Here is a 17,585-nt window from a genome sequence, read left to right on the forward strand (position 1 = left end):
ATCTTTGAGGATATGAACATTGGAGCGGATATTCCCGCCGGACTGGTACGGCAGCGAATCGAGGATTTGCAGGCCGTGATGCGGCACGAACAGCTTGACGCTTTTCTTATCACGCAGAATGTTGATCTTTATTATTACAGCGGCTCCATGCAAAATGGCTATATGTTTATTCCGAGCATCGGCGAGGCAACCTTCTACGTAAGGCGCAGCGTTCAGCGCGCAAAGCTGGAAACGGCGGTACGGGTAGCCGAACTAGGTGCTTTTCGCCGTTTCGGGCAGACGCTCCGGCAGGATTATGGCGCGTTATTTCGGCTAGATGCCGCGCTGCGCATAGCGGCTGATCTGGATGTGCTTCCTGCGCAATCCTATGTGAAGCTTACGGAGGTTCTCAGTCTAGACGGTCAAAGCGCGCTTGTAGACGGTTCAGCCCATATCCGCAGGCAGCGGATGATTAAATCGGCATGGGAGATTAGCCGAATCGAATCGGCTGCCCGGGCCGTTGCCGAAGCACTGGAGGCATCGCTTCCGGAGCTTCGCGAAGGAATAAGCGAGCTGGCCTGGATGGCGCGCGTCGAATATGAGCTGCGGATCCGGGGACATATCGGCATGATGCGAATGCGCGGGTATAATCAGGAAATTACGACAGGCATGGTCATATCGGGAGCTGCGGCAGCCGTTCCGACTTATTTTGACGGGCCAGCCGGAGGGCTTGGCCTGGGCGCGGCGTCGCCGCAGAGCGTCAGCCGGTCGCTCATCCAAAGGAATGAACCGATATTAATCGATATCGGCTGCTGCATTGACGGCTATGTCATTGATCAGACGCGCACCGCTGTCATTGGAGCCCTTCCGGAAAATTTGATGAGGGCCTATGAGGTTTCGGAGGCATTGATCCAGGCAGCGGAGAAAGAGATGCTGCCGGGCACCCTATGCTCCAAGCTGTATGAGGATGCGCTGGCAACCTGCGCTGCAGAAGGGCTTTCCGCCCATTTTATGGGCTTCGGCGCGGATCAGGCTAAGTTTCTGGGGCATGGGATCGGACTGGAGATTGATGAATGGCCCGTGCTGGCCAAAGGATTCGACATCCCCCTTCAGGCGGGTATGGTTATCGCGGTAGAGCCAAAGTTTACGTTTCCGGGTCAAGGTGTGGTAGGCATCGAGAACAGCTATTTCATTACAAATCAAGGACCGCAGGCTCTGACTCGTTCTAAAACGGGGCTTATCGTGCTGCCATAACGATTAGGGAGGATTTCCAAATGGATCGTGAACTAACGCAACGGCTGCATCGCGATTATATTACGGTATATCGGATTAGCTGGCTTATTACGCACGGAATATTTTTTGTAATCATTGCGTTGTACTTTGTATTTTCACTGATGTGGGAATGGACGTTATGGCCGGGTTGGATTGCCCTGACCCTATTCATCATCACTTTCATTTTATTTACATGGATCATTCCGCAAATGATCTATAACCGTTTCCAATATGAGCTGTTTGAAGACGAGCTGGAAATACAGAAGGGACTTATCTTCCTGAGCAATGTGCTTGTTCCGATGGTTCGTGTTCAGCACGTTGAGCTGGAGAGCGGCCCGCTCATGCGAAAGTATGATTTGGCGGGCGTCTCGATCGTAACTGCTGCGACTACGCACAAGATCAGCGGCTTGAAGCTTACCGAAGCGCAGCAGCTGAAGCGGAGAATCGGTCTATTGGCTAAGGTGGATGACCAGGATGAATGAGCGCCGCACGCTTCATCCCATTTACATTTTATTCGGCTTGTTGAACACGATCCGGGGGTTCATTCCTTTTCTATTGATTGCCTTAATCAAAGGGACGGAATGGGGGGAGCTGCGTTGGTACTGGTACGCCGGCGCAGGTGCGCTGGCCGTTGTTATTTTGTTGTTCAGCGTTCTGGAGTGGAGGAACTTTGGCTTTTGGCTCGAGGCGGACCGGATTATTATTCGAAGGGGCTTCTTGTTTCGGGACGAGAAGACGATTTACTACAGCCGCATTCATTCGGTCAACGTGGAGCAGCCGCTCATTCAGCGGCTGCTCGGTGTCGCCCAGGTAAAAATCGAGACGCCCGGAGGCAGCAAGAAGGCGGACGGCATTCTGCCCGCCCTCTCGATGACGGAAGCCGGCAACATTCAGCTTGTGCTTAGAGGGCATGCCAATGCTCAGGGCGGACAACCGCCGGAGCCGGTTTCGGAACAAGCAAGAGAAGCGTCTGACGTGATGAATAAGCAGGTGGAGGCTGTAAAGGCATCAACCGCAGCGACGCCGGAACCCGCGGGGCCGTCTTTCCAACTGAGTCCTGCTCAGCTGTTCCAAGCCGCAGCGACTTCAATGAATTTTGGGCTCGTGGCCGCTTTTATCGCAGGTTTATATTCGTTTGCCGATGATTTTATTGACGCGCTGCTTCCGGATCGATTTTTTGAGAATGTGATGGAGGATTCGGTGAGCATGATGCCGGGTTATATCATTATTGCAGTAATCGCTCTGATCGGTATCGCTTTCGCGTGGCTGCTGTCCATTGCGCTGTATATATTGAAGTATAGCGGCTTCTCGGTCAAACGGCACGGCAAGCAATTAACGGTATCCTACGGACTTCTGGAGAAAAAATCGTTTGTCTTCGATCCCAAAAAAGTGCAGGCCGTCATCGTAAAAGAAGGCATGCTCCGCCAAGCGATCGGATATGCGGAAATCCAGCTGCAGATCATATCGTCCGATAAGAAGGAGCAGCTTATACTGCATCCTTTCCTGAAGCGGGCCGATGTGTCCGCTGTGCTTGCCGCGTTCGTCCCGCAGCTGAAACTGCCCGCGAATACCGATTTGGCGGGAGCGCCGAAGCGGGCGCTGCTCTATTACGTCCGGATCGAGTTGCTTGTCACCTTGGCATTATGCGCGGCTTTAATCCTATGGCTGAAGTCTGCAGGCTTATGGTCGCTCCTACTTGTTCCCCTCGTTTTCGCTTGGAGAATGAGCTGCCATCGCGCGGCAGGCGTAGCGCTTAAGGAGGGCCAATTAACCTTGCGCAACAGGTACCTGTCCCGGTCAACTTATTTAATTCGACGCCCGCAGATCGTTACGATGCGGGTGAACCGCTCGGCCCGGCAGCAGCGCCGGAGGCTGCTCACGCTATCGGTGCATGCGATGGGGAGCCCGTTCGACTATCGGGTTGCCTGTCTGGACCGTACCGACGTAGAGCCGGTATGGCACTGGTACAGCCGCAGCCATAGAAATCAGTAGGTTCTCTGCCTACAACCGCAGGAGAAATCATCTTCTGCGGTTTTTTTTGCAAAAAAAAACGGTCAGCAATGAACGAAACGGCAAGCTTGAGCGTCATAGCTATAACCGCATCAAGGAAAAGGGGGCATACACGCGCGTGTATGACGAGACAAGACTCATTAAGAAAGCGGTTCGCGGCGATTCGCTGGCGCTCTCCGAGCTGCTTCGGCAGCACTATGCTTTTTTGTATCAATATACGCTTAAGATCACCATGAACAAAAACCGCGCGGAGGATATTACGCAGGAAACGATGCTGAAAGCGATAGAGAAAATTGCGTCCTTCCAAGGAAAAGCGAAATTTTCGACATGGCTGATTACGATCGCATCCAGACTTTACGTCGACCGGATCAGACAAATGGAGCGGGAGAAGCAGTGGCTGCAGGAGGAAAAGTCGCTCCACGGCATCCGCTATGAATCGTTTCGCCGGATGAACGATTGGCCGGAGGCGCTTCAGGCGCTCGGTGAATTGAACAGCGAGCTTCGAATACCTGTTCTGCTCAAATATTATTACGGCTATGCGCAAGAGGAAATCGCGAAGATGCTGGACATTCCCGCCGGCACGGTAAAATCAAGACTGCATAACGGCTTAAAGCAACTGCGGAAGGAGCTAACGATCAATGAAGAAGAAACCATCGAATAGTCCCGATGATCAGCAGTGGTTCGACGAGCGACTGGGGGACGCGATTCGCCGTTTTGATGAAAACCATTTGCCGGAGACTGCGGAACTGCAGGCATTCGAGCAGCTTGTGCTAGCGCATAAGCAGGGGCTTAAGAAAAAGCTGTGGAAGGAACTTTTGTTGTTCTGGCTGACTTCATGCTTTATTTTCGGCTCTATGATGTGGGTTTTGGAGCAGAACTGGGTTGGGTTTCCGGTTATGCAAGCCGTTATCGCTGCGGGTGGAATCATCATTGCTTTGATGAAGTTCGGGAATAGGACGGGGATCAAATGGAAGAGCTAGATGCTTTGCCCTTATGGCAATGGGCCTTACTTATCGCCGTACTGGTCACGCAGTCGACCTGGTTATTCATTGATGCGAGGAAACGAGACAGCATGCCTTGGTTTTGGGGGATATGGGGATTGATTCAGGTGCCGATGCCCATTGTTTGTTACTTCATTTTTGTCCGCAGCGGGTGGTTCAGCAGAGGAAAGGGCAGAGCGGGGAGAAATCGGAAGAATAAGCGGATCGAGTAAAATTAACCGCAAAAAGGGGATTTGAAGATGAACGATCAGTTTGATACTTCACAGCTATTGGCTATTATTGCGCCGGTTCTGGTCATCCAGTTGATTCTGGTCATTATCGCGCTGGTGCTCTGCGCTAAAGCGGAGCAAACGAGAGGACCGAAGTGGATGTGGGTTTTAATTATTTTATTCGCTAATATCATCGGTCCTATTGCCTTCTTTATTATGGGAAGGAGGAATGACGGGTGACAGCACTTCTGCAGGTAAAGGGACTTACGAAAGCATTTAACTCTGTAAAGGCGGTGAACGGACTTGATTTCGCCATTGAAGAGGGGCATTGCGTCGCTCTGCTTGGGCCTAACGGCGCGGGGAAGACGACTACGATCCGAATGATCACCGGTTTGCTCAAACCAACAGCAGGGCAAATGAGATTTCATGCTGCCGCCAATATCGGCGACGAACGTGCGATTATCGGTTATTTGCCGCAATCGCCGGCTTTTTATAATTGGATGACGGGCTTGGAGTATGTCGTTTACGCAGGTAGGCTATGCGGGTTAACTTCTCAAATGGCCGGAAATCGGGCGATGGAGCTGCTGGAGCGGGTCGGCTTGACCGGTGCCGCAAAGCGGCGCATCGGAACCTATTCGGGAGGCATGAAGCAGCGTCTTGGACTTGCCCAGGCGCTCGTGCATCAGCCGAAGCTGCTGGTCATGGACGAGCCGGTGTCTGCGCTCGATCCGGTCGGAAGACGGGAGGTGCTTGAGCTGCTGCGCGAGCTGAAGCGGGAGACGACGGTTTTGTTCTCCACGCATGTGCTGCACGATGCCGAAGACCTTTGCGATGATGTGATCATTATCCGAAACGGGCAAATCGCGCTTCAAGGAGCGATTTCATCGATTCGCAGCGATCATCGCAGGCCGATCATCGAGCTCCAGCTTGAACGGGATGACCGTTCGGAGAAGTGGCTGGCGGGTTATGCGGAACGCATTCGCTGCTCGTTGTCCCATTCGTCCGAAGCGGGCTTGATCCATGAAATTCAACTGGGGGACGGCCATGCCCGTTTTACCGTAAAGGAAGTGGACGAAGCGAGACAGCTGCTCCTTGAGGAGCTCGCGCAGGCACGGGTTAAGGTGAGAAAATTGGAAGCAGGCTATTCCTCGCTGGAGGATTTATTTATGAAGGTGGTGGCGCAATGAGCACCTCAAGCCTAATACGTTATTCCGTGATGGTGCAGAAGGAGCTGCTGGAGCTCGTCCGCAGCTTCAAGCTGCTATGGGTTCCGCTCGTATTCGTGCTGCTGGGCGTTATGCAGCCGGTAACCATGTTCTATATGCCCTTATTATTGGAGAAAGCCGGAAATATGCCGGAAGGTTCCGTAATCGATATTCCGCTGCCTACGGGAACAGAGGTGCTTGCTCAGACGCTGCAGCAATTCGGAACGCTTGGTATTCTTGTTCTGGTGCTGACGGCGATGAGCACGGTCTCGGGAGAGAGAAACAGCGGCGCCGCTTCGTTAATATTAGTGAAGCCGGTATCGCCTTTCGCCTATATTGGTTCCAAATGGACGTCGATGCTGCTGCTGGCATGGGGCGCGCTTAGCGCCGGATATTTAGCGGCATGGTATTATACTGAGCTGCTGATAGGCGAGGTTCCGGCAAAACAAGTTATCGGCAGCCTGCTCATCTACGGGCTTTGGCTATCTTTTGTTTTGACGATGACGCTCTTGTTCAGCACATTGCTTAAAAGTCCGGCCGCTGCAGCCTTCTCCGTACTCGGCGCGTCCGTGACGCTTTCGTTAATTTCCGGCATATTCCCTAAGCAGATGGGTTGGAGTCCGGGAGCGTTAAGCGGTTATGCCTATCAATTTGTCGTGGGAGAGAGTTTCGCAAGCGGCAGATTTTGGTTAGCCGCCATTTCCGGCTTGTTCCTTATAATACTCGCTCTAACGGCGTCCGCAGCGCTGCTTCGCAGAAGCCCGGCAGCCGAATAACGAAAAATTATGTTTTTTAGCCTGCATTCTGATTGGACACCGCTATCATTTTTTAGTAGGATAATAGTGATAGAATCAGCGGCGAAGAAACAGGAGTTGAGGACGATGCTGCAGTTGGGTACAAAGGTCGTCATAGTGGCTGACCAATTTGAACAAAATCTCCCTGTCGGGGAGTATGGTTATATAATTGCTTACGACCGTAACGCGGATAACGTATTTGATTATGTGCTCCGGGTGCCTTCGGCCAATCGTAACTTTCTTATCCCGGATGAGGATGTCGAGCTCGAAGAGGTGCTTATCCAAGAAGAGATCGACCGGATCGAGCGGGAGGCGCTGATTGACTTTGCGCTCGCAACCCATAACGAGGAACTCTTCAAGCGCATTATGAACGGTGATGAACCGGAGCAGGAGCAGGATCTAGCGGGTAAGGAACCGCAAAGTCCGGCCGATTTTATACGCCAGGTTAATCTTAAAGCATGGATTTAAGATCTTAGCCTTCGGGAAAGCCAACCGGGGACCGTACCGCATGTCATATCAAATGACAGCGGAGCGGTCTTCTCTCATATCAGGATGTCGTAACCCTTATACATTGATGTTCGTCCCGCATGTAAGATATAATAGGAAGAATGACTAATATTTCATTGCGAAACGGCCTTTCAACTGGGATTGCACATTACGGGCTGCGCCAAAACGCGGCAAAAGGTTCGTGCGAAGCGGAAGCCGTTTACGATTGGAGAGGAAGGGACATCGATGAGCATTACGACCAAGGATGTTGAACATGTCGCCAATTTGGCGCGGTTAGAGCTGTCAGATTCGGAGAAGGAGCAATTTACCGGGCAGCTTAACGCCATTTTGAAATATGCGGAGAAATTAAACGGATTGGATACAGAAGGCGTCGAGCCGACCAGCCACGTGCTGCCGATCACGAATGTGATGCGTGCGGATGAGGAACGTCCGTCGCTGCCGATCGGGAAGGTGCTGCTGAACGCGCCTGATGACGAAGAAGGTCAATTTAAAGTACCTGCGGTGCTTGAATAATAAGAACGGGTTGATTATGAAGGGAGGAACTACTGTTGGCACTGAATGATTTGCGCCTGCATGATGTACATAACAAGCTTAACAGCAAGGAGCTGTCCGTTGCTGAGCTGGTTGGCGCGTCGTATGCGAGAATAGCGGAGACCGAGCCTGCGATAAAGGCTTTCATTACGTTGAATGAAGAGAACGCCCGTCAGCAGGCTTCCGAGCTGGACAAGCAATTGCAAGAGGGCGGCGAACGCGGGCTGCTGTTCGGCTTGCCTGCGGGAATCAAAGACAATATCGTAACCGAAGGGCTGCTGACGACCTGCGCGAGCCAGTTCCTGAGCAACTACAATCCGATCTATGACGCAACCGCGGTCCGCAAATTAAAGGCGGCGCAGTCGGTGACGATCGGCAAGCTGAACATGGACGAGTTCGCGATGGGCGGCTCGAACGAGAATTCAAGCTACTATCCTACTCGTAACCCGTGGAATCCGGAATACGTGCCTGGCGGTTCAAGCGGGGGCTCTGCGGCTTCCGTCGCGGCAGGTCAGGTATACTTTGCATTAGGCTCCGATACCGGCGGCTCGATCCGCCAGCCTGCCGCATACTGCGGCATCGTCGGACTTAAGCCGACGTACGGCCTGGTGTCGCGCTTCGGCCTGGTCGCCTTTGCATCGTCGCTCGACCAAATCGGCCCTTTAACTAAAAACGTAGAGGATTCCGCTTACGTCCTGCAGGCCATCGCCGGCTATGACGAGCGAGATTCAACCTCTGCGAACGTTGACATCCCGGACTATACTTCCGCGTTGACCGGCGATGTCAGAGGCCTTCGTATCGGCGTTCCGAAGGAATATTTGGGTGAAGGCATCGATCCTCGCGTGAAGGAAGCGGTGCTCAAGGCGCTATCCGTTTACGAATCGCTTGGCGCGACCTGGGAAGAAGTATCGCTGCCGCATACCGAGTACGCGATTGCAACCTACTATTTGCTGGCCTCTTCGGAAGCTTCCTCGAATCTGGCCCGTTTTGACGGCGTTCGTTACGGCGTTCGGGCGGATAATCCGTCCAATCTGATCGATCTGTACCGCAAGTCGCGCAGCCAAGGCTTTGGTCCCGAGGTGAAACGGCGCATTATGCTCGGAACCTATGCGTTAAGCTCCGGTTACTACGATGCCTATTATTTGAAGGCGCAGAAGGTAAGGACACTAATTAAACAGGATTTTGACCAAGTATTCAGCCGGTATGATCTGATTATCGGACCGACGGCGCCGACGCCGGCTTTCCGGATCGGCGAACAGGTCGGCGATCCGCTGACCATGTATTTGAACGATATTTGCACGATACCGGTCAGCCTGGCAGGCGTCCCTGCAATCAGCGTTCCTTGCGGCGTCGCTGACGGTCTTCCGATCGGACTGCAAATTATCGGCAAAGCGTTCGACGAATCGACGGTGCTGCGCGCCGCCCATGCGTTCGAACAGCATACGGAGCACCATATGCTGCGTCCGCAGCTTTAAGCGGTTATATACGTTTACGAAAGGATCGATACGAATGTCTGAACCGAACAAATACGAGACGGTCGTCGGGCTGGAGGTCCACGTAGAGCTCCATACGAACAGCAAAATCTTCTGCGGCTGCTCTACGGCTTTCGGCGCGCCGCCGAATACCCATACTTGTCCAGTATGTCTTGGACATCCCGGCGTTCTGCCGGTACTGAACCGCCAGGCGGTTGAATATGCGATGAAAGCGGCGATGGCGCTCAACTGTCAAATTGCGGATATAAGCAAATTCGACCGCAAGAACTATTTTTATCCGGATTCGCCGAAGGCTTATCAGATCTCGCAATACGATCAGCCGATAGGAGAGCACGGCTGGATCGACATCGAGGTGAACGGGGAGACGAAACGAATCGGCATTACCCGTCTTCACCTTGAGGAGGATGCGGGGAAGCTGACGCATGTAGACGGCGGATACGCATCGCTTGTCGACTTCAACCGCGTGGGCACGCCGCTTATCGAGATCGTATCCGAGCCGGATATTCGCACGCCTGAAGAAGCGAAGGCTTATCTCGAAAAGCTGAAGGCGATTATGCAGTACTGCGACGTTTCCGACGTGAAGATGGAAGAGGGAAGCTTACGCTGCGACGCAAATATCAGTCTACGGCCATATGGGCAGAAGGAATTCGGAACCCGGGCCGAGCTCAAGAACATGAACTCCTTCCGCGGCGTTCAGCGCGGGCTGGAGTACGAGCAATTCCGTCAAGCCGAAATATTGGACAGCGGCGGCGAGGTCGTACAGGAAACTCGCCGTTACGATGACGCGGCAGGCAAGTCGTTCTCGATGCGCGGGAAGGAAGAAGCGCATGATTACCGTTACTTCCCGGATCCGGACCTTGTCCGGCTCCATATCAGCGAGGATTGGAAGGCAAGCGTCCGCGCGACGATCCCGGAGCTGCCGGATGCCCGCAAAGCGCGATATACGGCTGATTACAGCCTTCCGCCATATGATGCCGAAGTGATCACCTCGTCCAAGAAGCTGGCCGATTTCTTCGAGGAAAGCTTGGCTTTCGCGAAAGATGCCAAGGCGGTTTCGAACTGGATCATGGGGGATCTTCTCGGATATTTGAATTCGAACGGCCTGGAGCTGTCCGATGTGCAAATGACCGGTCAAGGACTAGGCGAAATGATCGGCTTGCTTGAGAAAGGGACGATAAGCGGGAAAATTGCCAAAACCGTATTTAAAGCCATGCTCGAAACCGGCAAGCTTCCACAGCAGATCGTTGAGGAGCAAGGGCTTGTCCAAATTAGCGATGAAGGCGCCATCGCTGCGATCGTAAGTCAGATCGTCGAAGCGAATCCGCAATCCGTCGAGGATTACCGGGCGGGCAAGGAGAAAGCAATCGGCTTCCTGGTAGGTCAAATTATGAAAGAAACCAAAGGGAAAGCGAATCCGGCGCTCGTGAATAAGCTGCTGCTTGAGCGTCTTAAATAAGATTTAACCGAAATGACTCAAAGACGCGGTTCATCGCCATGATGAGCCGCGTCTTTGTCTTTTGCATGAACCGAGGCATGGCCTGCGCACTCGGATTGGCGCATGTAGTTATGGTACAATGAAATGTAGAGAAAGGAGATTGCATACTGATGAACTCTCTTGAGAATCCTTGGTACATTAGTGAACTGCATATTCTGATTCGGCTGCTCCTGGCTGTATTGTTAGGCGGACTCGTAGGCTTCGAAAGGGAGCAGTCCAACCATGCAGCGGGATTGCGGACTAATATACTCGTATGTTTAGGTTCATGCTTGCTCATGCTTCTTTCCATGTACGGTTTTGCCGCCTTCGTCGATGAGCCGAATGTTCGGGTCGACCCCGCCCGGCTTGCGGCAGCAGTGATTACCGGCATCGGTTTTCTTGGTGCGGGAACGATATTATTTACTGGCAAATCCATAACGGGGCTTACGACGGCAGCCTCCCTGTGGGTCGTATCCGCTATCGGGTTGGCAGTCGGAGCAGGCTTCTATTTCGCTTCTGCGGTTGCAACGATAATGGTGCTAATCACGCTATGGGCATTCAATAAGCTGGAGAAACGCTACATTAGCGCCAAGAAAGAATATTTGCTCAAAGTAAAGGCAGGCGACGTATCATGCACCATGCGAAGCTTGAACGCCTTGTTTGCCGAGAAAAAGATTGTTCTTCAAAAGGTACTGCTCGAGGAGTCCGAGAGAGATGGGGACGACGGGCAGATCATGCTGCAGGTTTATGTTACGCTGCCGAAATCGGAAGCGCTGCTTACATTGCTTGATCAAATAAAGCATTTGGAGGGCGTACGTTGGGTAAGCTCGGAATAAAGCGGCGCAAAAGCAGGCTGTTGGCCGTATTATTGGCGTTTTTGCTGCCAGGAGCGGGACATGTGTATGCGGGTCAGCATCCGAGAGGCATGATGCTGATCGTTTCCTTTATGCTTGATTTAACGGCGATTGTCAGGCTCGCGGATTCAGACGGCGGCCGGCACCTGCTGCTCATCGTCTATTTAGGAATCATGCTTCCGGTTTTTTATTTCATCAGCGTGTTCGATTCGCTGCAAGGCATGGAGGCGGAATCGGAAGAACCGGTTGCATTCCGTCTCATGCATGGCATTCTGCTGCTAGCGGCAGGGATAACCATGCTGGTTTTAGTAAAGCCGCCGGAGGCGCTGCTGCCGTGGATGAATGAGCTTGCGGAGTTAAGCGTCGGACCGATTGTCATCATTGCTGCAATTTCGCTGATGCTTAACGCTCGGAAAGGATCGGTGTCTATGTTTAAGCTAGGTAGGTTTACAGCAGCGGCGCTTGTTCTGACGGTGGGAGCTCTGCTGTTATGGGATCAGATTCAGGGGCGAAACGATATTTCTCTGCTTAGTCAATGGTGGCCGATTATTTTTATCGTTCTTGGCTTTGAGGTTATTGTGTTCAGCATAAGATTTAAAGGGGCTGCCAAAAAGCTGAGGCTTGACGTTGCCGGAGGCATGATCGCGCTTATTATTACAATGACCGCTTATGTCGTGACGCAATACGCGGATATCCCTTTTCGCTGGCTGGATCAATTTAACGTGGATTTGAACAGGACGGCAGATTATGGCGAGGAGAAGGGCTTTCGTTATGACAAACCTATTATTAAGTTTCCGCTTGAAGAAGAATTGTCCCTTATTGGAATCACGAATCCGAACGGCCTCGTGACGGTCCGCTCCGGCGACGTACAGGAAATCGAGGTGCTGACGACGGTATGGGTCGATTTGCCCGACAAGGCCGAAGCCGACGCGGTGGCAGAACAGTCTACCGTCAAGGTGAGCCCCGGAACAGAAGTATCGCTTGATGTCAAAGGGAAGGACTATGGAGCGAACGGCAGCAGAAAGCCGCGCATGAATGTAACGGTCACTCTGCCGATGTCAATGTCGGACCAGTTCCAGCCCGAAGAGACTCCGGTCGAATCGAATGAGGAGCTCGAGGTTGAATCATCGCATGATATGCAAGCTCCTGAGGACATCCTGGCGCCGCCGGCGGATATCGAGCATACTGCCGATCCTGAAGAACCGTTGAACGGTGAACCTGAAGAGGAAGCAGAAAAACCGGCAGTTAAGATGACGATAGAGGCCAACAACGGATCGGTTGAAATAAATGGCCTCAAGCTCCCTGGCGGGCTGGAGATCAAAAGCAACAGCGGCCTCGTAACGGTCGGCCATATAATCGGTTCCTTATCCGTCAAAGGGAACAGCGGGGAGGTTCATGCGAAGGACATTACGGGAGACAGTACCATCGACATGAAGAACGGCACCATTCACGCAGCGGATATCCAAGGGAAGCTTTATGCGAATACGCTTAACGGAAGCCTGGAAATGGCGCGGATACAGGATGATATCGAAGCGGAGACCAAAAACGGCAAAATAAAAATTGTCGGAGCGGGAGCATCGGTAAAAGCAGATACGCTCAACGGCAGCATCGAGCTGAGCAGCGCTACGGTTGGCGGCAATTGGGATCTTGACAGCTCGGTCGGGGAGATTAAATTATCCATGCCGGAGGACGGACATTTTACGGTATACGGATCGGTAACTTTCGGCAATATTACAACTGAGCTGCCTCTGGACGCCAGCAAGAAAACGGTAAGAGGCACAATAGGCGAAGGCACCTACCGCGTCCAAATTAATGCGACGAACAGCATCGCGATCAACCGTTTTGGGCCCGGTAGTTGAGGCGCTTTCATTGACAAATTCTTAAATTAGAACGTACAATAGTCGTAACTACTACGAAAGGCGTGAGGGGAATGGGAGCCAGCGTTAATTTAGCACTGGAACAACTGAAGATGAATGGCGTCCGAATGACCCCGCAGCGTCACGCCATATTAAGCTATTTGATGGAATCCATGTCGCATCCGACTGCAGACGAAATTCATAAAGCGCTCTCTCCGGCATATCCGAGCATGAGCGTTGCTACTATATATAACAATCTGCGATTATTCGTTGAAGCCGGATTAGTGCGCGAATTAACGTACGGGGATGATTCAAGCCGTTTCGATTCGGATTTATCCGACCATTACCATGCCATTTGCAAGAATTGCGGTTCAATCGTCGACTTTGATTACCCGCCTTTGCTCGAGGTGGAACGGGCAGCATCCCGGGTGACGGGATTTGTCGTCGAAGGACACCGTATGGAGATATACGGCATTTGCTCGACCTGCAATACATCAGCGAAATAATGGGCTTGATCATAAGCCCGCAAGAACGTGCCGGGAAGCGGTCATACGCTAAACAGCACGTTTTTTATTCCAACAGGAGAGTGATGATTTGGAAACGATATATAGCCGCACGCCGCGCCGAAGAGGCGGAAGAGGTGTGCGAGGGTTGTTATTTCTGTTTATCCTTGCATTTTTAGCCGTATTTGCTTGGTATGGATATATGCGATTCATTCCTAACGGAGATCTTGCGGTTCCCAGTTACCAATCAGAGTTTCCGATTATGGTCCAAGGGAAGGAAGCGGGGCCTGGGGCTATCATTGAAAATAATGAAGTAAAACTGCCGCTTAAGGTCGTTCAGCAGGTACTGGGAGAGGACAAGCCTATCCGCTATGAGCCGGATTCGGGCTCAATCATATTCACCACAGCGAATAAGGTGCTTCGGTTAAAGACGGACTCCTTAACCGCCACAATTAATCAGAAGCCATACGATCTGACGATCACGGCGGAAACCTCAAATGATACCGTATATATTCCGGCTGATCCATTAAAGGAACTATACGGCTTACAAACCGAATTCATGAGTGAATCGGGAATCGTAACTCTGCTTACGGCAGGGGAAACCATACAGATGGCCGAGGTTACATCTAAGAAAGGGGCGGCGATGCGGACGGAAGCGACGATCCGCGCCCCCTACCTGGAAAATATGGCTCTGGCCCAAACCGCAAGGATCTGGGAGGAGCGGGACGGATGGCTGCTTGTCCAAAGCGCCAGCGGACATACCGGCTTTGTGAATAAAAGAGATGTTAAGCTGACGACGATTGAACAGGTGCCCGATCAGGAGCAAGAGCCTCCTTTTATTGCATGGAAGGTGCTTGGCAAAAAGATCAATTTAACCTGGGAAGCCGTCTACGAGCGGAAAATCGATACAACCAAAATCGGACCCATGCAAGGGGTTAATGTCGTTAGTCCAACCTGGTTTGAATTAGCCGACGGCCAAGGGACGATTAAGGGAAAAGCGGATCCCTCCTATGTGAAATGGGCGCATGGGCAGGGTATGCAGATCTGGGCGCTCTTTAGCAATGATTTCGAACCTGAAAGAACAACAAAGGCGCTTGCTTCCGCAGAGACGCGGTTCTCCATGATCCAGCAGCTGCTCGGCTTCGCCAAAATGTATGGTTTGCAAGGGATCAATATTGACTTTGAAAATGTCCACACCTCCGACAAGGAAAATCTGGTGCAATTTGTTCGAGAATTAACGCCGCTGCTGCATGAGCAGGGGCTCGTCGTATCCATTGATGTAACACCGAAATCAACCAGCGAGATGTGGTCCTTATTTTTGGACCGGGCAGCGCTTGGCAAAATCGTCGATTATATGATGGTGATGGCTTACGATGAGCACTGGGCATCCAGTCCGAAATCGGGCTCGGTTGCGTCTCTGCCATGGACGGAGGCGTCGGTCACCCGTATATTGGAAGAGGACGGCGTTCCGGCTAGTAAGCTTATACTCAGTATGCCCCTCTATACACGAATATGGACGGAGAAAAAAGCTGGAAACGGCGGTGTGGAGGTTTCCTCCAAAGCGGTCGGAATGGACCGGGTTAAGGAAATCATAGCAGAGAAGAAACTTAAGCCTGTCCTAGACCAGGCAGCGGGGCAAAATTACGTTGAATTTACGGAGAACGGAGCATTAAACCGGATTTGGATCGAGGATGATATGTCCATGAAGTCGCGTGTCGCACTGGTTCGAAAGTATGATTTGGCAGGCGTGGCAACCTGGCAGCGCGCATTTCAAACCTCGTCGATTTGGAAAACGATTGACGACGCCATTAATATACGGCCATAATCCTTTAACTTTATGAAAAAAGCAGCGTCCATCCGTGAAATGCGGAGGACGCTGCTTTTGTTTTACACTTGTTGTTCCTGTGATCCGTGCGTTGCTTGTGCGGGATCCAGCGTAAGCATAGTTCTGCAATACATGCAGCGGTCGGTTTTGCCTAACATCTTAGTCTGACGCCCGCATTCGGGACATTGCAGCATAGTTGCGCTCGTGGACATCATGCCGGCCCAGAAATAGACGGCAACGCTGATTAGCAAGGAGATCATGCCGATGACCATAAAGATTGCGGCGATAATCTTGCCTGCTTGTCCCCAGAATACAATGCCGGCGGTTCCAAGTATCATAACGCCCATGCCTACCAGGGTGAAAACGAGTCCCCAAAGACGGAATTCATTGATTTTAGCGGACTTAAAAAAGAATTTAGTCATGCATTCAAACCCTTCCTATTACTAATGGCTTATGAAATTGATACTGTTTTTCTACGTCGGTAAGCAGGAATGCGACTTCACTTGTCGAAAAGAATAGAACTGTAGACTATTATTATAGCTTATTAAAATGTGATTAGCTATATGGAGGAACCAGTGGAACATATAAAAGCACATTTCGTTAACGGCTATCGCGATGACGCCGATCTGATCGGATTAGCGGTAGTTGAGAATCCATATCCCTATAATCCGCTTATTGATGGTTTAGATTTAATGGTGCTCGTCATTTTGCAGAAGGACAGCGCATTAAATGGTACAGAGCATGTACAAATCGGCGCTGAACGCATACTCGTTCGTACAATTGATCCAAGCAGCCTGAATGAATGGGTATCCGGGGGAGAGAACCGAAATATTATTGAGTGGCTAGTTCGGGGGGAGATCTTGTTGGATCGCGACGGCTATTTGAATAGTGTTCGTGAACGGCTGCTTCAGTTTCCGGATTCCATGCGGGAGCAGAAACGGTTTACGGAGTTTGCCGGGTTTTTAAGAACCTATCTTCAAGCGAAACAGGATCTGTTGGACGGAAATTTGCTGGATGCATATAGTCATGTGCTTACAGCTCTTCATCACTGGGCTCATATTGTTCTAGTAGAAGAAGGGCGGCATCCCGAGTTAACGGTCTGGAAGCAGTTGAAGCGCGTGCATCCGGGCATTTATAAGCTTTATGAGGAGCTGACGGTAAGTCCGGAGACATTAGAACAGAGAGTGCAGCTAGTCATGTTGGGTTGCGAATTCTCCGTGATGAACAAAATGAAAACAAGCTGCTCTTTGTTATTCAATATACTGCGGAGCCGGGAGGAGCCTTGGAGCATTGCCGAGCTGCAAGCTCATCCATCTATAAATGTATTGCATGTCGATCTGTCTTTGGTCCTGCAAAAGCTGGTACAGCGCGAATACATCCGCGAAGTGGCCGTCATGAGTGAGCCTGGCGATTCTGGTGCGCTGGAGCTGCGCTATATGATCGCTACCTAATATATAATCATAAATGAACAACAAATATGAATGGGTTTATGCGTCTGTTGTCGTTACTTTGTGCGACGAACAGGCGCTTTATTGTTTGGCAACAAAAACTTGATTTATAGCCTTGACTTCATTATTCGCCATGTGATACATTATATCTCGCCGCTTCTGCAAGCCGAAATAATCGAGTGGACGGCATTTAAATAAAATGTCGAAAATCAAAAAAAGTACTTGCACTGAGATAGGCGAATGTGATATATTATAAAAGTCGCCGCTGACAAACAACGGCTGACACGAAAGAAAAGATTGTTCTTTGAAAACTGAACAACGAGTGAAACTGCCCCGTTAATCCTTACGGATTAATGGAAAAGCGATAAAAAAGTAATGAGTCAACGAGAAACTTCAATCTGACCTTTGGCTAGAGAGAGGTTTCGCGGACAACTAACCAATTTGGAGAGTTTGATCCTGGCTCAGGACGAACGCTGGCGGCGTGCCTAATACATGCAAGTCGAGCGGAGTTATTCCTTCGGGAGTAACTTAGCGGCGGACGGGTGAGTAACACGTAGGTAACCTGCCTGTAAGACCGGGATAACATTCGGAAACGAATGCTAATACCGGATACGCAATCTGGTC

General features: G+C 51.3%; 19 protein-coding genes and 1 rRNA gene. 19 read left to right on the forward strand and 1 reads right to left on the reverse strand.

From position 1 onward, the window contains the following. Positions 1 to 12 precede the first annotated feature (12 nt). From H581_RS0107340 to H581_RS0107420, 17 genes are all read left to right on the forward strand, one after another. The gene (locus H581_RS0107340; protein ID WP_028609445.1) at positions 13 to 1,233 is read left to right on the forward strand and encodes a M24 family metallopeptidase; all 1,221 of its coding nucleotides are present in this window, start codon (positions 13 to 15) and stop codon (positions 1,231 to 1,233) included. 20 nt (positions 1,234 to 1,253) lie between these two features. Beyond that, positions 1,254 to 1,733, forward strand: a complete 480-nt coding sequence (locus tag H581_RS0107345; RefSeq protein ID WP_028609446.1) for a PH domain-containing protein — start codon at positions 1,254 to 1,256, stop codon at positions 1,731 to 1,733. Then, positions 1,726 to 3,243, forward strand: coding sequence for a PH domain-containing protein (locus H581_RS0107350; protein WP_028609447.1), 1,518 nt, complete (start codon positions 1,726 to 1,728; stop codon positions 3,241 to 3,243). Before H581_RS0107345 ends, H581_RS0107350 begins: the two co-directional genes overlap by 8 nt. 46 nt (positions 3,244 to 3,289) lie before the next feature. After that, on the forward strand, positions 3,290 to 3,922 hold the full coding sequence (sigY, locus tag H581_RS0107355; RefSeq protein ID WP_245599955.1) for an RNA polymerase sigma factor SigY: 633 nt from the start codon (positions 3,290 to 3,292) through the stop codon (positions 3,920 to 3,922). Continuing rightward, entirely contained in the window at positions 3,900 to 4,241 is a 342-nt protein-coding gene (locus H581_RS0107360) for a DUF5345 family protein (RefSeq protein ID WP_028609449.1), read from the forward strand. Before sigY ends, H581_RS0107360 begins: the two co-directional genes overlap by 23 nt. Then, positions 4,229 to 4,474 (forward strand): hypothetical protein, encoded by a 246-nt coding sequence (locus tag H581_RS33345; protein ID WP_036718041.1) that lies wholly within the window; start codon positions 4,229 to 4,231, stop codon positions 4,472 to 4,474. The genes H581_RS0107360 and H581_RS33345 overlap by 13 nt, the downstream gene beginning before the upstream one ends. 27 nt (positions 4,475 to 4,501) lie before the next feature. After that, positions 4,502 to 4,711 (forward strand): PLD nuclease N-terminal domain-containing protein, encoded by a 210-nt coding sequence (locus tag H581_RS0107370; RefSeq protein WP_028609450.1) that lies wholly within the window; start codon positions 4,502 to 4,504, stop codon positions 4,709 to 4,711. Next, a complete protein-coding gene (locus tag H581_RS0107375) occupies positions 4,708 to 5,658 on the forward strand; it encodes an ABC transporter ATP-binding protein (RefSeq protein ID WP_028609451.1) in 951 nt (316 codons plus the stop codon). The genes H581_RS0107370 and H581_RS0107375 overlap by 4 nt, the downstream gene beginning before the upstream one ends. Next, entirely contained in the window at positions 5,655 to 6,452 is a 798-nt protein-coding gene (locus tag H581_RS0107380; protein ID WP_028609452.1) for an ABC transporter permease, read from the forward strand. The genes H581_RS0107375 and H581_RS0107380 overlap by 4 nt, the downstream gene beginning before the upstream one ends. A gap of 105 nt (positions 6,453 to 6,557) precedes the next feature. Beyond that, complete coding sequence (locus tag H581_RS0107385) at positions 6,558 to 6,938, forward strand: hypothetical protein (RefSeq protein WP_028609453.1); 381 nt, start codon at positions 6,558 to 6,560, stop codon at positions 6,936 to 6,938. 264 nt (positions 6,939 to 7,202) lie between these two features. Beyond that, positions 7,203 to 7,490: an Asp-tRNA(Asn)/Glu-tRNA(Gln) amidotransferase subunit GatC gene (gatC, locus tag H581_RS0107390; protein WP_028609454.1), complete on the forward strand. Its 288-nt coding sequence runs from the start codon at positions 7,203 to 7,205 to the stop codon at positions 7,488 to 7,490. A 35-nt stretch (positions 7,491 to 7,525) separates the two neighbouring features. After that, on the forward strand, positions 7,526 to 8,983 hold the full coding sequence (gatA, locus tag H581_RS0107395; RefSeq protein ID WP_028609455.1) for an Asp-tRNA(Asn)/Glu-tRNA(Gln) amidotransferase subunit GatA: 1,458 nt from the start codon (positions 7,526 to 7,528) through the stop codon (positions 8,981 to 8,983). Positions 8,984 to 9,017: 34 nt separating this feature from the next. Beyond that, on the forward strand, positions 9,018 to 10,457 hold the full coding sequence (gene gatB, locus H581_RS0107400) for an Asp-tRNA(Asn)/Glu-tRNA(Gln) amidotransferase subunit GatB (RefSeq protein WP_028609456.1): 1,440 nt from the start codon (positions 9,018 to 9,020) through the stop codon (positions 10,455 to 10,457). 149 nt (positions 10,458 to 10,606) lie between these two features. Beyond that, positions 10,607 to 11,311 carry an MgtC/SapB family protein gene (locus H581_RS0107405; RefSeq protein WP_036718045.1) on the forward strand — a complete coding sequence of 235 codons (705 nt, stop codon included), beginning with the start codon at positions 10,607 to 10,609 and terminating at the stop codon, positions 11,309 to 11,311. Continuing rightward, positions 11,293 to 13,188, forward strand: coding sequence for a DUF4097 family beta strand repeat-containing protein (locus tag H581_RS0107410; RefSeq protein WP_028609458.1), 1,896 nt, complete (start codon positions 11,293 to 11,295; stop codon positions 13,186 to 13,188). The genes H581_RS0107405 and H581_RS0107410 overlap by 19 nt, the downstream gene beginning before the upstream one ends. 71 nt (positions 13,189 to 13,259) lie before the next feature. After that, positions 13,260 to 13,691, forward strand: a complete 432-nt coding sequence (perR, locus tag H581_RS0107415) for a peroxide-responsive transcriptional repressor PerR (protein WP_028609459.1) — start codon at positions 13,260 to 13,262, stop codon at positions 13,689 to 13,691. A gap of 88 nt (positions 13,692 to 13,779) precedes the next feature. Next, entirely contained in the window at positions 13,780 to 15,513 is a 1,734-nt protein-coding gene (locus tag H581_RS0107420; protein ID WP_028609460.1) for a glycosyl hydrolase family 18 protein, read from the forward strand. A 62-nt stretch (positions 15,514 to 15,575) separates the two neighbouring features. On the opposite strand, the gene H581_RS0107425 is transcribed toward H581_RS0107420, so the two are convergent. Next, a complete protein-coding gene (locus H581_RS0107425) occupies positions 15,576 to 15,935 on the reverse strand; it encodes a YgzB family protein (RefSeq protein ID WP_028609461.1) in 360 nt (119 codons plus the stop codon). 153 nt (positions 15,936 to 16,088) lie between these two features. On the opposite strand from H581_RS0107425, the gene H581_RS0107430 reads away from it, so the two are divergent. After that, positions 16,089 to 16,964, forward strand: a complete 876-nt coding sequence (locus H581_RS0107430) for a nucleotidyltransferase-like protein (protein ID WP_028609462.1) — start codon at positions 16,089 to 16,091, stop codon at positions 16,962 to 16,964. A 435-nt stretch (positions 16,965 to 17,399) separates the two neighbouring features. Further along, positions 17,400 to 17,585: ribosomal RNA gene (locus tag H581_RS0107435) — 16S ribosomal RNA — on the forward strand; the annotation flags it as partial.

This window comes from Paenibacillus harenae DSM 16969 (assembly GCF_000422465.1).
In the GTDB taxonomy this organism is placed as follows: Bacteria; Bacillota; Bacilli; order Paenibacillales; family Paenibacillaceae; genus Pristimantibacillus; species Pristimantibacillus harenae.

Bases quoted from the DNA above. Each gene is read 5' to 3' on its own strand.
- H581_RS0107360 (WP_028609449.1), top strand. From the start codon at position 3,900: ATGAAGAAGAAACCATCGAATAGTCCCGATGATCAGCAGTGGTTCGAC.
- H581_RS0107380 (WP_028609452.1), top strand. From the start codon at position 5,655: ATGAGCACCTCAAGCCTAATACGTTATTCCGTGATGGTGCAGAAGGAG.
- H581_RS0107350 (WP_028609447.1), top strand. From the start codon at position 1,726: ATGAATGAGCGCCGCACGCTTCATCCCATTTACATTTTATTCGGCTTG.
- H581_RS0107370 (WP_028609450.1), top strand. From the start codon at position 4,502: ATGAACGATCAGTTTGATACTTCACAGCTATTGGCTATTATTGCGCCG.
- gatB (WP_028609456.1), top strand. From the start codon at position 9,018: ATGTCTGAACCGAACAAATACGAGACGGTCGTCGGGCTGGAGGTCCAC.
- perR (WP_028609459.1), top strand. From the start codon at position 13,260: ATGGGAGCCAGCGTTAATTTAGCACTGGAACAACTGAAGATGAATGGC.
- gatC (WP_028609454.1), top strand. From the start codon at position 7,203: ATGAGCATTACGACCAAGGATGTTGAACATGTCGCCAATTTGGCGCGG.
- H581_RS33345 (WP_036718041.1), top strand. From the start codon at position 4,229: ATGGAAGAGCTAGATGCTTTGCCCTTATGGCAATGGGCCTTACTTATC.
- H581_RS0107345 (WP_028609446.1), top strand. From the start codon at position 1,254: ATGGATCGTGAACTAACGCAACGGCTGCATCGCGATTATATTACGGTA.
- H581_RS0107385 (WP_028609453.1), top strand. From the start codon at position 6,558: ATGCTGCAGTTGGGTACAAAGGTCGTCATAGTGGCTGACCAATTTGAA.
- H581_RS0107425 (WP_028609461.1), bottom strand. From the start codon at position 15,935: ATGACTAAATTCTTTTTTAAGTCCGCTAAAATCAATGAATTCCGTCTT.
- H581_RS0107405 (WP_036718045.1), top strand. From the start codon at position 10,607: ATGAACTCTCTTGAGAATCCTTGGTACATTAGTGAACTGCATATTCTG.
- H581_RS0107340 (WP_028609445.1), top strand. From the start codon at position 13: ATGAACATTGGAGCGGATATTCCCGCCGGACTGGTACGGCAGCGAATC.